We start from the raw sequence: 14,465 nt of genomic DNA on the forward strand, positions 1-14,465 counted from the left end.
ATAAAACGTCTTAATAAATATTTCAAAAAACAAAATACCCTCGGAACATAATATCCCCAGGACAATTATTTTTAAAAACCTATACTGTGTCAAAAATCTATTTGATCACAAAGTTAAAATGCCACTAATTCAATCTAGAATCAGCTTAAATAATAAAAAATAGTATAAATGTATTATAATACAATTTTACCCACAGTTCAAATTAGAAACCAAAAAAATCATAAGCTTTTAACAATCCCAACGTCTATTTTTTCTTCATGTACTCCAATAATTTAACTTAACCATTGAATACTTTTTAATTTCCGGTATATAGAATACAAAGATTCTTTCTGCTAAATATCCCAATTGAGAACCATATGTATCACAATTTACATCAATCATATTATGAGTAATGAGTTCATTTGAACCAATTTCTCCTGCAACACAGCAGGGATACTGTAAGTTTTCTGTATCGAAGTCAAAAATAAATTTATATGTACCATTGATCTCATTTACTTGATTAGCTTCCTCTTTATAAAGATTAATTATCTCCCAAGTTTCCATATCAATATGTTCTGCTTCTAAAGTCACAGAATGCTCAATTTTATACTCATCCCGAAATAACAATTTAATACTATGAGAACTTTCTCTCCTATCAAGCACGCTCTGTATAATTAATGATGCCTCTTCACCAGGATACTCATTCTTATAATTTCGTTCACAATCATCGTAATACTCTTCTAAGGTAAATTCGATAAGATCTATAAGTCTTTTAAGAGCTTTATTTTTGCAATCATACTCACTTAAACTATCTTTATAGCCTAAAAGTGTGGAAACAAGCATAGACCTCTCGTAATTTGACAAATCTTTTAAACTAATCATAATTCATCCCTCCTTTGTTCATCATAAACATGGATATTTCACTTCAACAATTGCATACTTTTCTTCTTCAGGAATATAATAAATATAAATTCTTTCTGCTAAAGCTCCCATATCAGTTCCTATAACATCAGAATTTACATCAATCATATTTCCCTTAATTGTTTCCTCTGATGAAACAAAAGGTCCTGAATTGCAATAAGGTAATTCGAGCTTACTGAGTTCGGGTTCATAGACAAAATTATAAGTATAATTACCATCGTTACCACTCTCCGCCTCTTCTTTATACAAACACATAATTTTCCAAGTTTCTAGGTCAATATGCTCAGCTTCAAGTGTTCTTATAACTGTATTATTTTCACAAAGCATTCCTTTATCTATGAAATTCCATGTTATTTGATGAGATTTTTCTGATTTATTTAATATACTCTCAATAATATTACAAGCTTTATATCCCGGAAAAACTATAGAATAATGATCCTCGACTTCATCATAAAAATCATTAAGACTATAGTTTACTCCTTCAATCATCTCACACAATGACAATGTCCTAATTTTCTTTTCCTCACAATTTTTATGAATATAATTTAAAATGGCATTAGAAATTGGACCTCCCCAATAATCATCGTAATAATATTCTTTAGTTGATTCAAAAAATGTTTCTAAACTTAATTCTAGAATATTATGTACTTTAAATAACTGTTCTGCCTTTTCATTTTCTTCCAACTCATATATATATTTCAGTATCTCTGCTGAAAGAAACAATCTTTGCATTTGACATAATTCATTTACATCAATCATATGCTACCCTCCCTAATACTTTTCTAATAAGTTAAACCCTCATTTAGCAAGTTTGCTACCTCTAAATATCTCAGTTTAACAGTGTAATCAAAATAAACCAAAGAGGTCGTAAATATCAGAAACACAGATATAAGTATATCTCTAATACTAAAACTCTGTAGATTAGCTTTAATATCAATTAAAAACAACAAGATAAATATTGTAGCTAGAAACTTAAATATCAGAAATCTTTTCTTTTTCCATTTTTGTTTCCTTTTAATTTTTTTTGGTGTTAACCCTTTGAAATTCAAGACCTCTAATATTGTTTCTTTTGGCTGTGAATTATCTAATATTACCTGTATTTTATCCCTTACATCCTTTCTCTTGTATGTTTTAACTAAAATATGATACAGTAGTGCAACCCAAATTACTAGGTCAGGAACTAATACCTTGAATGCCATAAGTATAAATCCTAATATCATAAGTATATTTATTATTATTAATATCTTCTTCTTTTCTTTGAAAACTATCTTATCTACATCATTTTCAGAGTTTATCTCCAGTAGTTCCCTGATTTCATTATCCATCTGTATTCTCCTTAATAATATTGTGCGAACAAGTTTATTATAACACAATATATATGTTGTGCTTAATAAAGTTATAAAATGTTATCTAAACCAATTTTTTACCTCTTCTTTTGCACTATCTGTAGATAATAGTCCTAGTATTTCCTCTAGTAGTATATCTGTAGGTGTACAAAATTTGTTTATATCTTGTATACTTCTAGGTGCTTGTTGACTAATAATGAGTTTTTGTATTTCATCTTGAATTCTATTTTTCTGATCTTTAGGTAAATTACTTTTTATTATAGATACTTTAGAGAATATAGTACTCGAATCTTGTTGAAGACCAATGCTAACTGAATATTTTAATGATGAGTTCATTACTTTGCTAATTAATTTATAAACATCTTTTAATTCATCATTATTTAGAACTCCTTCACCTTTACATACAAAACATTCTTCACCATAAAGTTTCCCCTCGCCAAAACATGCAAAGCAATCTACTGACTCCTTTCTTATGTCAAAAATTATCCTATCGTCTTCCATAATAAATAATGCCTGGTCCCCTCTCTTTATATTAAGCAGTTCACAAACCTCTTTAGGAATTGTAATTTGTCTTTTACTTGTAACAGTAGATTTTAAATTAATTTTCTTATCCATAAACATCCTCCTTGTTTTTCCGTGATAAATCAAGTATAAACTATTTATTTTTATTAATCAAGGATAATCACGGAAATGGTATAAAAAAATAGAAGCATTCATTATGAATACTTCTAAAAATTAGACTATGCAATATTTTTACTACCTTTCTCACTATTCTTATGTGAAATAATAAACTCACATGATTTTTGGGCCTTTGAAGAGGCCTTGAAAATCAGTTTATGATCATTTCTTAACTGTGTTAGCCATCCATCTATATACGAGGCAGAGTTGTCTATTGTACTGTCTATAATACCAGACATACTACATAGCATCGAACTACCGATTTCCGCAACTAATTCTTCAAAACTATATGATTCGCTCCCAAATTGAAACTGATCCTCAGAAGTAAATCTATTTAGTCTTTTCTTATGTCCAGTACTATGTACTAACTCATGAAAGAGAGTACTATAATACTTTTCAGAAGAATCGAAATTTGCTAAATTAGGAACATTTACATAATCCAAGGTTGGACTATAATATGCACCTTTGTAATCATTCTTAACCTTTAATGTTTTAGAATAATCACAAACGAGTTCTTCTGCAGAAATAATCTTACTGTTAGTATTAATAGTTTCCGGTAATTTTGACGGTATTCCATCTATATCATCAAGATGAAAAACCTTAAAATATCTCGGCTTCAAATATTTACTGCTTTCTTCTTCTTCAATACCATCTCTTTTCACCTTCTTGACTGTCTCTATAGGAAAGTATCCAACAATAATATGTGGATTATAGTTTCGAATTTTGCCACCTAATTTCTTAATGGCTTTATAACCTAGATATTCACCACTTTTAGGTAGCAACATCCTGTTTAGTAAACTATACGGCTCGCCAGATTCGTATCTTACCGGAAAACCATCTTTCCAAGGTTTTTTCCAAGGTATTGTTCCTGCTTCAATCTCTTCAATAATCATGTTAGTAATAATTTCGTAAACATTCATAAAAATCCTCCTATGACGAATAATCGTCTTATTAAATAATTCACTAATTACATAAAATTAATCTACTACATTAGTTAATTGTGTTTTTATGTACATAATGAATTCATGGAACGAAACTTTAGGCATAGATTCTAAAGTTGACACACCATATTTATTTAGAGCCATCTGTAATACCGATTGACTCTTATCTTTAAATTGGGTAAGTAAAGCATTTACCATCCCAATTTGTGCTGTAGTAATTGCACCTTCGATGCTTTCAATTACTATATTTTCTACTTTATCAACTACTTCATCTTCATTAGAACTCACATTCTCTCCGATTTTCTCACCTTTTAAATGAGCATGAAGTTTTGCAATTTCAGATTCTTTGATGAAAAAAGAGTCACCCCTTTTTTCTATCTTGACCCAGATATCATCTAATCCGTAAAGGTATCTTCCAATACCCCACTGGACACCGGTTCTTTTCATAGCATCAGACAAACCTCCTTTAATAGGAGATATTTCGGGATTCTCTGCTCCATCCCATTTAGTTATCCATTCGAAGTTTCCATCTTGTTCATAAACTTTGATGGATATTCCACAGAGTTGTCCATTTAAAATTGTCGAAAATTCATTTCTCCAACTAAATGAACCGATAACATCATCCAACCTATTCTGAATCGCACGGTTATTAACAAAAGGAAATACAAGAGCAGTTTCCTTGTTCTGATCCATAGGTCCTATTTTCCATTCGATTTCCTCAACTGGAAACTCTTCTGATAATCCTTTTGTAACTTCATTAAATCTTTCGACTGTAATTTTCATAAAACCTCCTATGACGAATAATCGTCTTAAAAACTAATTGAACATTCAGTTCAAAAACAAAAAAACCTGAAAGAAATTTTTAATAATAAAAATCCCAACAGGTTACAAACAAACTATAGATTCTAATCTAAGAATCTAAAAACTAAAAACTCACTATCTGAAAAAGTATTTAGATAGTTCAGGTTAAAAAACCTCAAATAAATATTCAATTAATTATATCATTAATATTAATTAGAGACAATACGTAGCATAATATTTTTCAACATTTAACAATACTTCTAAAGGAACTTTAAAGAAATTGCAGAGGATCCACATCTTCTTCGTAGAAATTTTCTCTCCACCTTCAACAGTAGTATATCCTACTTTTGTCATATCTAATACCACGCTCATATCATCAGCTGAAAGTCCAATATGTTCTCTAATCTTTTTGATATTATTCATGTCTACCATAATTATTTTAAACTGGACATATAATTCGCCTGTATCTTCATCACTTTTTATTTCAACAGCTTCTTGATCCAAATCTAACTCGTATCTTCTGGAATTGATAGATATCACATTTCCTTCAATAAAAATACTATCTCCATAATAAGTCTTCCCATCCCTAACTTCTATGTCTTCTCTTCTATATTTTTTCTTAATTGTCTTCTTATATTTTGGAAATCCTTCCTGTCTTAGAGTTCTAGATAATTCACGGTCATGAGTTTTCATCATATTTATATCAAATACTTCTTTTCTAGAATATTTTATAGTATATATTGCTTTTAATTGTACATAAGATCGTTCTATATCAACACTAATAATATCTATCTTCTTTAATATTCCAAGTTCACTAATACTAAAAATTTGATTATTTACTTTCTCTAACAAATCCTTATTCTCTGTTAAAGTAGATTTATCAATCTCGCTTAAACCATCAAGCGAGATACTCGTCTCAAGAGAGTGCTCTGTAACATCTATAACATCTAACTCAATATCATTCTCTCTTATGTCATATAATTTGTAAAAACTTATATTAAAATATTTAAGTGCTTTAAGTGTTGTCTTTCCGGAGAAATTGACCTTTCCATTTTCTACGGCATTTAAGTGTAAATCATTTATTTCAAGAGCTTCAGCAACCTCTCTAACACTGAGACCCCTTCCTTCCCTAATCTTTTTCAAATTATTTGGCAGTATGTTTGGAACAAAATACTTTTTTACCTCAATCATTCTAATACCTCCTTTTTGAGTTCACAAAAGAAACCAAAAAAATTATATCTCAAAATTATGTGCTTTGTATGTATTCTTAATATGCTTTTGGATAATTTTTTTCTTTAGAAAGTTCATTCATTCTAGATATTAGAATTGGTTTTGCAATTTTAAATATCTCAGGGTCAAATTTTCTACCCACTTCACTTTCCATAATTTCGATAACATTCGGAATAGAAAAATTTCTATAAATTCTCGGTGTTATCATTGCATCGAATACATCTGCTACTGTCAATATCCTGCTCTCAACCGGAATACTATTACCCAATAAGTTGTCTGGATAACCAGTTCCATCCCAGTTTTCATGATGATGTCTTATAATTTTCGAATAAATTTCCCCTTCATCTTCATCCAAATACTCTGAGCATACAATCCATTCAGAAAATTCAGAATGTCTCTTCATATTTTCAAACTCTTCAAAATTTAATCTAGAAGGTTTGTTTAGAATTTTTTTAGGGATAAAAATTTTCCCTACATCGTGCAATAAGCCTAAGTGAAAAAGATTACAATGTTCTATTTTCATTGCATCACCAATTGCTTTTGCTACTATGCCTACATTATAACTGTGAAGAATAAGTTCAGCATCATAGGGATTCTCTTTTCTAATCATTCCTAACCACCTTTAATATGTTCTTACTTAATTATATCATATCCATATTCATAAACAATATATACATTTCTTTATGTATCTTTAGAATATTAAAGTTTTATGGCAAAAGTAAAGAGCATATATCTAATTATATGCTCTTAGTCTCTATTTAGAAAAAATTTTTTAATTTCCATTCTAGCCCTATGACTAGGATTTTCAATTGTTCCTATATTTTGTATGGAAAATTGTAGAATACTTCTATTTATATCATTTATAACTCTTAAGTCAGTAGTAAACAAGACTTTTGAATAATCAAGACCTTTTACTACTAATTTTTTAAATACTTCAAGTAGCTGATTATCATCTTCACCAACAATCACTAACATTGGTGGTTCCAACATCTGAGGAGTCACTATAAAATCTTCACACATACCAAAATAATCACTAACTTTAACTTCGAATTTTTCTATTTCAGTAGGATAAGATCTACTGATCAAAAAAACATATTTCTTGGTTCCAGTTTCTACAATCATATCCGATTTAAAGGAGTTAATTTTGTAATCAAACTTAGCACTTTCAAAATCCATCCCAGATCTTAAATACTCCAAATATATTTGATTCCTAGCTAAAATTCTTTTTTTAGTCTCAAGAGGCCTAATACTGTCTGTCTGCTTCCATTTTGATGGCCACTCTCTACTTCTTAATAAAACATTTCCTACCTTCTCTAAACAGTATATCCTAGTATTAGATTTTGACTCTTCTGATACAGTCATATATCTAGATATTATATTAGTTTTATTCAAGAAATTAAGCCTTCGTTGGACTTTTTCTTGTTCAACATTATAGCCTTTTAGATTAATCAACTGAGTTATCATTCGGCTCGTAGAAAACTCAAGTTCAGATACGCATTTTAAAATCTCGTAATCAATGCCATTTACCTCTCCTCTTTTAACTTTTATCATAATATGTTCAAGACTAATGGAAGTCTTTCTTCCATCGTAAATATCTTTTTCATTACGATATGCCGAAAAAGGTGATTTAGATACTATTTTATTTTCATCTGCTAATAAATTCAAGTTCTACCCCCTCTCTAACTTTTCTTCAATCTTTATTAATCTAATATTCTTAATTTGATTCTACGTTTTTTTTCATCAATTTGATGTATCTTAACTTTTACCTTATCACCATATTTATAATAATGATCACCATAAAAGTCGGCTAAGCCTTCAAAATCCTCAGAAATCTCTACGTATAATCCAGTTCTATCGTGATTAAAATTCTTAATTTTTCCTGAGACAACATCATCTACTTCAAATTCTTTCTTAAAATCACTAAAGTCCTTAAATAGTGGTTGTCTAGTAAAACTAAGTGATAGATTACCAAAATCTAGTACTTTCTTTTCCTTCACTACAACATCAATTTCATCACCGATGTCATATTTTTCTCTTGGACTTTTTATAAAAGCTTTGCATATATCTCTTAAATGTAGGTACCCTACAACATCCCCACCTACATCAACGAAAAGTGCTTGAGTACTAACTCCTACTACTCTACCTCTCAGTACATGTCCAACTTTAAGCTCTTCTACATATTTATCTTTAACTTTCTTTATAACATCGGTTCTTTTTAACTCAAGTACAGTTCTACCTAACTGATCTTTATCAGGGTAGATCTTTTCAACTTTTGCTTCAATCATTTGAGACAACTTGTCTCGTGCAATTTTTATATTATTGCCATTCTTTCTCATATAAGTTACATCTTCTCTCTTAATTAAGCCAATAATTCTGCTTGTCAATGCTACCATCATATCTCCATTTTTAGTTACCTTAAAACAATTCCCAAGTACTGTTTCGTCATTATAAAGCGAATTCCTTACCTTTTGCATAGCGATTTTATCATTCAAATATGGAACTTCTGAATAAACTTCAGGAAAGTCATTTTCATATCTAACAACATCATATTTCTCGCCATCAATCATCATTTTATCATTCATCACTTTTCCCCCTTATTTTTTATATCTTGTATTAAATACTGTTGAGTGCTATTATATAATTTTTGAGTATAACCTATTAAATAGATATCTCCTTTTTTAACTTTCGATAGAAATTTTTTTATGTTATCATGATTTTTATTCATTTTGTTTTCTTTAAATAAAACTAATTGTACCTTTTCACCAGTCGTATTATCTATAGCATCACTTAAAAAGAATATCTTATTATTAGCGTTTTTTCCATTCGAAAATTTTACATCTCCAGATATGGTCACTTCTGTATAATCATAATCTAATGTATCATCAATTTCATATTCCTTTAAGTAGTCATCCCTCATAATACCCATAATTTTTAGAGCATGTTTTATTCCATCTGTTCTAGCACTTTTTTCAGCGGTTTTTAAATCATCACAAGTTGAAAACCCTACTCCCTGTGCAGAAAAGCAAGGAATAAACTTGGATCCTGGAATACCATTGCTATCCTCGTAATCAGTGTGATTACCTATCTGAATTTCCACACCCATTCTCACTAGATAACCACTATCTAGTTTATCCACTTCTCTATCATACAAAAAGTTTACATGAGTGCTTCCAAACACCTTTTGCACCCTATCAATTTGCTTCATTACCTTTACATTTCTTGACGTAAAGTTGTCACCCTTCGTTATCTCTATTTCCTCTTCAGGAAAAGGTTCACGAAGAAGTAATAACAACCTCTCAACATCAAAACTAGTAATTCTGCTTTTTTCAAAATCTATTGGTTTAGGAAGATCATTATCAGTTCTTAATTTTTCTAAGTAATTTTCTCTTGCCATACCTTCCCCCCCTACTCTCTATTTTCTTCTTATTATAACACAATATATATATTTATAAAATCGCTTTTATAATATACAAAATATACTAATTTGCAATTCTATCTATCAGTTTTCCTGTTGTATCATATAGAGCACCAGGATCACCATTATTATTCCATATATACTTAGATGTCCATATTAATTTCCCTTTTTCTTCAGTCTCTTCTCCTCTTTTACCAGACAGTACGACAACACTTGCTCCAGGACTTAATGTAGTTTCTTGTGGAAAGTAATACGTCTGATTACCTTTTTCTGAAACAATTTGCCATTCTGAAATATTAACAATTTCACTAGAATTATTTGTGATGACAACTTCTTCAGAAAAATTATTCTTTGATCCCATAACTATATTACCTTTTCTAGTAGAAGTTATGGAGGTACTTTCCATAGTTTTATTACTTCCATCATCATCTACTGTTGAATCAGCTAAAATGTACACTGGAATATGATCACTAATAGTCTTTCTTACAATAGAATGATTATTTCTTGTAAAATTAACCACACCAGAACCCTTTACCTCATCTGTATATTTTGAATAAAATATATTATCATACGCTGAGGCTAATCCCTTAGTTCCTATAGTAGTCTTTATATCGCTGTCAATAGCATTTTTTATACCATCTATATACTCTAGGTCAAAAGCAAGATTATCTGCAGGTAAGTTGAAATCTCCTGCAATTAAAATATCATTTTCCATTGTATCAAGCTCTTGAAAATATGTATATACTAAGTCTAGATTACTAACTTCATTTACTCTCTGACTTTTACTCTTTCCGTATATTCCATGGAACAACACTAAAGTAAAGTCAAACTCATTTACTTTAAATGTTGCACCATATGGTTCACGTTCAAAAATATCTTGCTTGTCAGGATAAAAACCAACAGCAGATAATAACTTAACTTCATCAGTAAAAACATATGCATAGTATTCTTTATATGTACCTCTACCAACTTTTAAATCACTGATATGATAACTCCAATTTTTCTCTGCATTCATATCATTTAACGATTTCACTAATTGTTCTACACCTTCCTTATTCATTACCTCTTCAAGTCCAACAATGTCGAAATCTTTGATAACTTCTGCCATTGACTTTATATCTTTATTATTGTTCCACCCAAGGTGTAGAGCATTAAAGCTAGCAATAGTGACTTGTTTCTCATCTACTTCAGCAAATGATATAATTCCAGTAAATACTACTATACACACTATCATAATTGCAGTTAATTTCTTTAATCTATTCATTTTTATCATCCTCTCTACAATACAATCATATAATACCAACTTCATATCTATTTCTTTTTATCGGATCCGTTTCAATCAACTTTCTTTCTTCATGGCTTAATTCCCACTTTATAAAATATAGTAACTCATTGCTTATTTCATTATGATATTTTTCTAGAAGAAACTTATTAAGCAGAACGTTCGCTCTCTTTGAAAAATATTCTGCTTCTTCATTACTATTAAAGCAATATTCCTTTCCGTTTATTAATCCTAAAAATATTCTCATTACAGATCTTACGTTCTTACAATTTATATATAACTTAGTAGGTCTATGATTAAAAATTCTACCAAGGAGTTTTCGTGTTCTTTTCATTTCAATCAGAATATACCTCCATCAAGTCTCTCATAACTCTACCTTCATTCTTATTAGTAAATTCAAGTAACACATTAACTTCATTATTTTTTTTTATTAAGTCAATCCTCATATCACCCCTCCTCATTTCGTCTATATTATACCATAAAAATACTCCGTTATGAAGTATTTTTAAAAACTAATAAGACTTCTTTCGTTTATTTAATAACTTAATATATTCAATTTTAATAAAAAAGAAAGAGGCCTATAGGCCTCAAAATACAAGCAAATTTCAATTATACTATTATACATTACCATTCTAGTATTGTACCAGAGTTATATAGTTCCGTGTAATATTTACAATCATTTTCATCTTTAAAGATATGTTTAAAAAAATTCAATCCATTAGGTGTTTCATAATAAAACTGAACAACATCTCCAATATCGTACCTTGGTACAACATCTACTAAATCATCAATATATTGTGACATTTTATATACCACCTTTCGAATATTCTTCTAACACACTTTCAAAAGACGAATCAGTAATATTAAAGCAACTATATTTTTTTTGCATATCCTTAGCTACTTTCTTTCTCTTTTCAATAGCTAATTTTCTATCATCAGATAAATATATATCCGTGATAACATTAACATAATTTTTGTACTCACTTTTAAATTCTAGATAGACACTCTTATCAAGCTTATCATCACTAAGCTTTGATATATAGAGTGCTAATAAAGCTTCACTCGTCACGAGTGAATGTTTTCTCTTTTGCTTTTCAACAATCGATAATTCATCACTCTGTAATTCTTTGTTCAGCTCTACTACAGTATATGCCTTATCTATAAAACTATATAGTATAGATTCATCTATACTAACAACATTAAGAAGTTTTTCATAGGCTAGTTTAAGAGTTTCACCCTTTACACCTACAAAAAAAATATCATCGTCAACTAAGTTACCACTAAATACTGACTTGAAATATTTCTTGCACTCCTTTTTAGGAGCCATTGTGTCAGCAAACATGAAAGTAACTGCTTTTACAATACTCATACTTTCTCTTTTCATAAAAACCTCCAATCTGACGAATAATCGTCTTAAAAAACTTATGAAGAGGGTTTAATCCCTCTTCAAAACTTTATTTACATTCCTAAAGTAAGCTGTCCTGGAGCTTGGTCATCCATACTTTTAATGCCAAATATCTCCTTGCTCCTCTGTAGAGCATACTCCAAGTCTGTTTTAATTCCTTTATCCAGATACAACAACTCAATAAACTCAAGTTTCAATAGATATTCAAAAATATCTTCTTCTGGTATACTAAAAATTCCATATAAAGACCTACTTAACTTACTTGCTAGTAATTCTTTTATATGTTCCATAAAAAAACCTCCTCATGACGGATTAACCGTCTTAAAAACACTTATAAGCTAACTTCATCCTTAAGATATCAATAATGTTTATCGAATCTAGCGCAACTACTAAATCTTCCGTTTTAGGTACATGACATTCTGGATGAAAGTACCTAAAATCCTCTTTGATTGCATAATCAATTCGCTCTGATAATTTGGAGTCTATTGCCCAATGTTCGTACTGGTATTCCAAATTTCTAAAATAAGGTTTAATTATAAACTCCATAAGTAATCTGTTTCTGATAAAAAGATCTTTCTCAAATCTCTCAATCGTTTCAGCAACTGAATCACCAAAACCAAAATGTGTTGCCCAAATTCTTTCCTTAATTTTTACTGCTAACTTATAATTCTTCATAAAACTCCTCCTCATGACGGATTAACCGTCTTAATAAAACATTTATATTGATGCCTTAAACAAAACCACTTTTCTAGCCATTCTTACTATTTCGCTAGAATCGTGATTCTTCATGTTTATTAAGGCTTTAAGCTCAGGATCCATATCCAAAGCTAAAACTTCTTTTCCAACACTCTTAACTGAATAAGAATTGTCATTTGGGCAGACAATATACCCAATTTCTTTGAGTATTCTAAGGGCCCATCTAAAAGAATTAGACATAAAAAAACCTCCTAGTGACGAATCATCGTCTTAAAAAACTGTAATATTATCACTCCAATTAATTGACCTTTGTAAAAGAGATTTTTAAGTTTAGGTCAAGTGCATCATCTATGCCTTTTGCCTTAAACATATTCCAAGAAGCTATAGCAACTTGGAAACCTGCTTGGATTAGCAGATTTATAGTTTTCTCTTCTGCATTTAGGACTTCTTCATTATCATACTTATCCATATCAAGAGCCATTATTATCTTAGGCTTCTCTGACATTTTCTTAGACAAATCTATTATAGTCCTAACAAGTATATTATAGTTAGAAACACCTGCTTCTGAGCAAGTGGTAAATCCAAACTTTTCTGAAGCGATCTTACCTTTTAATGCTCCTTCCGTAATCATAATTACATCATCACGAAGATTGTTGGTTTTATCCACATAGAAATTTTTAGGTTTATATACATCTATGGGACTTCCCGAACGAGCATTTTTACTTGAGTACCAGAAGTATCTCATTGCCTTACCTTTCTCATCGTACTGTGGAGTAGTCAAACGATATTGCAGTGCCTGAATTCTCCCTTTAAAGTCTTTATACGGAATGAAATACCCCTTTATTGGTACATATTTTTGCACCTTCCAAAAGTGTTGTAGGATAAACATATCCGTTTTTTCACTATTAGAACATGCTAACAATTCCCCGACAACATCATATAATGGATTATATCTTTTATCATAAAATGTAATATAATCATTCTTGAATTGGTCGGACCTTTTTATAAACCCAGAGACTTTAAGTAAAGATGCACCAAACTTCCTCTCTAAGTCTTTTGAAAGTGCCGTGATTAACTGACAATTGAAAGCCTTTTTTCCATCGTTATAATTTCTAACCATGATTCTAATTTGCTTCCCATTATACTGTTTCTCTTTTACAAACAGCTTATCAGTCTTTCTTGTCATAAACTCATCAAGTTCCTTTTGTGAATTTATAACACATGTTGGCATGGAAAAAAGCTCCATCCTTTCAATATCCTCAGTACTTAAATTTCTATCAAGCAAGTCTTTCATATCCCTTGCGTTCAAATATGAGCCTTCATATTTTTTCACAAGCTCTCTAAAAAACTTATAAACAGAATTGGTAATCTCTAATCTCTCTTCTGTCATCTCTTCACCAACATTTACATCTGGTAAAAGCCTGATAGGTTTCTCTTTAGGCGACACACCGGTAACATCTTGAACATAATGGATAAACCATCCTTTATTTTCAATACTGCTTTCCTGATACTTACACCTATAAAAAATTAAAATATCATTGTTGTCATAAAACTCTGAACATCTTCCTTTTTTACTACCACATACTGGACACGTAGTTCCAGATCTAATAGGTAAAAAAGTACCATTATCAGTTTTTGTTACTCCCATGTGTATCACCTCCTTTTTAAATTCTCTTATAATACAAAAAACATAAAACCCTAAGAAAAATTAAAAATTCTTAGGGTTCTCTCTTTAAAAAAACTGTAAAGTCAAATATATGCCTTTACTCTT

19 protein-coding genes are annotated in these 14,465 nt (G+C 30.0%); all 19 read right to left on the reverse strand.

Annotated features, from left to right (window positions below; translation table 11 throughout):
- Window positions 1–255 precede the first annotated feature (255 nt).
- Entirely contained in the window at window positions 256–861 is a 606-nt protein-coding gene (locus N4A40_13140; protein MCT4662801.1) for a hypothetical protein, read from the reverse strand.
- 21 nt (window positions 862–882) lie between these two features.
- A complete protein-coding gene (locus N4A40_13145) occupies window positions 883–1,659 on the reverse strand; it encodes a hypothetical protein (GenBank protein ID MCT4662802.1) in 777 nt (258 codons plus the stop codon).
- Window positions 1,660–1,682: 23 nt separating this feature from the next.
- Complete coding sequence (locus N4A40_13150; protein MCT4662803.1) at window positions 1,683–2,225, reverse strand: hypothetical protein; 543 nt, start codon at window positions 2,223–2,225, stop codon at window positions 1,683–1,685.
- Window positions 2,226–2,306: 81 nt separating this feature from the next.
- Window positions 2,307–2,861 (reverse strand): hypothetical protein, encoded by a 555-nt coding sequence (locus N4A40_13155; GenBank protein MCT4662804.1) that lies wholly within the window; start codon window positions 2,859–2,861, stop codon window positions 2,307–2,309.
- A gap of 125 nt (window positions 2,862–2,986) precedes the next feature.
- Window positions 2,987–3,844, reverse strand: coding sequence for a zincin-like metallopeptidase domain-containing protein (locus N4A40_13160; GenBank protein ID MCT4662805.1), 858 nt, complete (start codon window positions 3,842–3,844; stop codon window positions 2,987–2,989).
- Window positions 3,845–3,901: 57 nt separating this feature from the next.
- The gene (locus N4A40_13165) at window positions 3,902–4,648 is read right to left on the reverse strand and encodes a Rad52/Rad22 family DNA repair protein (protein ID MCT4662806.1); all 747 of its coding nucleotides are present in this window, start codon (window positions 4,646–4,648) and stop codon (window positions 3,902–3,904) included.
- A gap of 231 nt (window positions 4,649–4,879) precedes the next feature.
- Window positions 4,880–5,857 (reverse strand): helix-turn-helix transcriptional regulator, encoded by a 978-nt coding sequence (locus N4A40_13170; protein ID MCT4662807.1) that lies wholly within the window; start codon window positions 5,855–5,857, stop codon window positions 4,880–4,882.
- Window positions 5,858–5,933: 76 nt separating this feature from the next.
- Complete coding sequence (locus N4A40_13175) at window positions 5,934–6,506, reverse strand: HD domain-containing protein (protein MCT4662808.1); 573 nt, start codon at window positions 6,504–6,506, stop codon at window positions 5,934–5,936.
- 137 nt (window positions 6,507–6,643) lie between these two features.
- Window positions 6,644–7,561 carry a replication-relaxation family protein gene (locus tag N4A40_13180; protein MCT4662809.1) on the reverse strand — a complete coding sequence of 306 codons (918 nt, stop codon included), beginning with the start codon at window positions 7,559–7,561 and terminating at the stop codon, window positions 6,644–6,646.
- Between the two features lie 35 nt (window positions 7,562–7,596).
- Window positions 7,597–8,478, reverse strand: a complete 882-nt coding sequence (locus N4A40_13185; GenBank protein ID MCT4662810.1) for a S1 RNA-binding domain-containing protein — start codon at window positions 8,476–8,478, stop codon at window positions 7,597–7,599.
- Complete coding sequence (locus N4A40_13190) at window positions 8,478–9,290, reverse strand: hypothetical protein (GenBank protein MCT4662811.1); 813 nt, start codon at window positions 9,288–9,290, stop codon at window positions 8,478–8,480. The genes N4A40_13185 and N4A40_13190 overlap by 1 nt, the downstream gene beginning before the upstream one ends.
- An 85-nt stretch (window positions 9,291–9,375) precedes the next feature.
- The gene (locus N4A40_13195; GenBank protein ID MCT4662812.1) at window positions 9,376–10,575 is read right to left on the reverse strand and encodes a lamin tail domain-containing protein; all 1,200 of its coding nucleotides are present in this window, start codon (window positions 10,573–10,575) and stop codon (window positions 9,376–9,378) included.
- 25 nt (window positions 10,576–10,600) lie between these two features.
- Window positions 10,601–10,927: a hypothetical protein gene (locus N4A40_13200; protein ID MCT4662813.1), complete on the reverse strand. Its 327-nt coding sequence runs from the start codon at window positions 10,925–10,927 to the stop codon at window positions 10,601–10,603.
- A gap of 290 nt (window positions 10,928–11,217) precedes the next feature.
- Window positions 11,218–11,397, reverse strand: coding sequence for a hypothetical protein (locus N4A40_13205; GenBank protein ID MCT4662814.1), 180 nt, complete (start codon window positions 11,395–11,397; stop codon window positions 11,218–11,220).
- 1 nt (window position 11,398) lies between these two features.
- Window positions 11,399–11,977 (reverse strand): hypothetical protein, encoded by a 579-nt coding sequence (locus tag N4A40_13210; protein ID MCT4662815.1) that lies wholly within the window; start codon window positions 11,975–11,977, stop codon window positions 11,399–11,401.
- A gap of 74 nt (window positions 11,978–12,051) precedes the next feature.
- Window positions 12,052–12,288, reverse strand: coding sequence for a hypothetical protein (locus N4A40_13215; GenBank protein MCT4662816.1), 237 nt, complete (start codon window positions 12,286–12,288; stop codon window positions 12,052–12,054).
- A gap of 31 nt (window positions 12,289–12,319) precedes the next feature.
- Window positions 12,320–12,673: a hypothetical protein gene (locus tag N4A40_13220; GenBank protein MCT4662817.1), complete on the reverse strand. Its 354-nt coding sequence runs from the start codon at window positions 12,671–12,673 to the stop codon at window positions 12,320–12,322.
- Between the two features lie 42 nt (window positions 12,674–12,715).
- On the reverse strand, window positions 12,716–12,934 hold the full coding sequence (locus tag N4A40_13225) for a hypothetical protein (GenBank protein ID MCT4662818.1): 219 nt from the start codon (window positions 12,932–12,934) through the stop codon (window positions 12,716–12,718).
- Between the two features lie 58 nt (window positions 12,935–12,992).
- Window positions 12,993–14,342, reverse strand: a complete 1,350-nt coding sequence (locus N4A40_13230; protein MCT4662819.1) for a DUF3854 domain-containing protein — start codon at window positions 14,340–14,342, stop codon at window positions 12,993–12,995.
- Between the last annotated feature and the right edge of the window lie 123 nt (window positions 14,343–14,465).

The sequence above is a fragment of the Tissierellales bacterium genome (genome assembly GCA_025210965.1).
Taxonomy (GTDB): Bacteria; Bacillota; Clostridia; order Tissierellales; family JAOAQY01; genus JAOAQY01.

What these genes read in the sequence shown, in the direction of transcription:
- N4A40_13140 (MCT4662801.1), bottom strand. Translation starts at nt 861, where the DNA reads ATGATTAGTTTAAAAGATTTGTCAAATTACGAGAGGTCTATGCTTGTT.
- N4A40_13145 (MCT4662802.1), bottom strand. Translation starts at nt 1,659, where the DNA reads ATGATTGATGTAAATGAATTATGTCAAATGCAAAGATTGTTTCTTTCA.
- N4A40_13150 (MCT4662803.1), bottom strand. Translation starts at nt 2,225, where the DNA reads ATGGATAATGAAATCAGGGAACTACTGGAGATAAACTCTGAAAATGAT.
- N4A40_13155 (MCT4662804.1), bottom strand. Translation starts at nt 2,861, where the DNA reads ATGGATAAGAAAATTAATTTAAAATCTACTGTTACAAGTAAAAGACAA.
- N4A40_13160 (MCT4662805.1), bottom strand. Translation starts at nt 3,844, where the DNA reads ATGAATGTTTACGAAATTATTACTAACATGATTATTGAAGAGATTGAA.
- N4A40_13165 (MCT4662806.1), bottom strand. Translation starts at nt 4,648, where the DNA reads ATGAAAATTACAGTCGAAAGATTTAATGAAGTTACAAAAGGATTATCA.
- N4A40_13170 (MCT4662807.1), bottom strand. Translation starts at nt 5,857, where the DNA reads ATGATTGAGGTAAAAAAGTATTTTGTTCCAAACATACTGCCAAATAAT.
- N4A40_13175 (MCT4662808.1), bottom strand. Translation starts at nt 6,506, where the DNA reads ATGATTAGAAAAGAGAATCCCTATGATGCTGAACTTATTCTTCACAGT.
- N4A40_13185 (MCT4662810.1), bottom strand. Translation starts at nt 8,478, where the DNA reads ATGAATGATAAAATGATGATTGATGGCGAGAAATATGATGTTGTTAGA.
- N4A40_13190 (MCT4662811.1), bottom strand. Translation starts at nt 9,290, where the DNA reads ATGGCAAGAGAAAATTACTTAGAAAAATTAAGAACTGATAATGATCTT.
- N4A40_13195 (MCT4662812.1), bottom strand. Translation starts at nt 10,575, where the DNA reads ATGAATAGATTAAAGAAATTAACTGCAATTATGATAGTGTGTATAGTA.
- N4A40_13200 (MCT4662813.1), bottom strand. Translation starts at nt 10,927, where the DNA reads ATGAAAAGAACACGAAAACTCCTTGGTAGAATTTTTAATCATAGACCT.
- N4A40_13205 (MCT4662814.1), bottom strand. Translation starts at nt 11,397, where the DNA reads ATGTCACAATATATTGATGATTTAGTAGATGTTGTACCAAGGTACGAT.
- N4A40_13210 (MCT4662815.1), bottom strand. Translation starts at nt 11,977, where the DNA reads ATGAAAAGAGAAAGTATGAGTATTGTAAAAGCAGTTACTTTCATGTTT.
- N4A40_13215 (MCT4662816.1), bottom strand. Translation starts at nt 12,288, where the DNA reads ATGGAACATATAAAAGAATTACTAGCAAGTAAGTTAAGTAGGTCTTTA.
- N4A40_13220 (MCT4662817.1), bottom strand. Translation starts at nt 12,673, where the DNA reads ATGAAGAATTATAAGTTAGCAGTAAAAATTAAGGAAAGAATTTGGGCA.
- N4A40_13225 (MCT4662818.1), bottom strand. Translation starts at nt 12,934, where the DNA reads ATGTCTAATTCTTTTAGATGGGCCCTTAGAATACTCAAAGAAATTGGG.
- N4A40_13230 (MCT4662819.1), bottom strand. Translation starts at nt 14,342, where the DNA reads ATGGGAGTAACAAAAACTGATAATGGTACTTTTTTACCTATTAGATCT.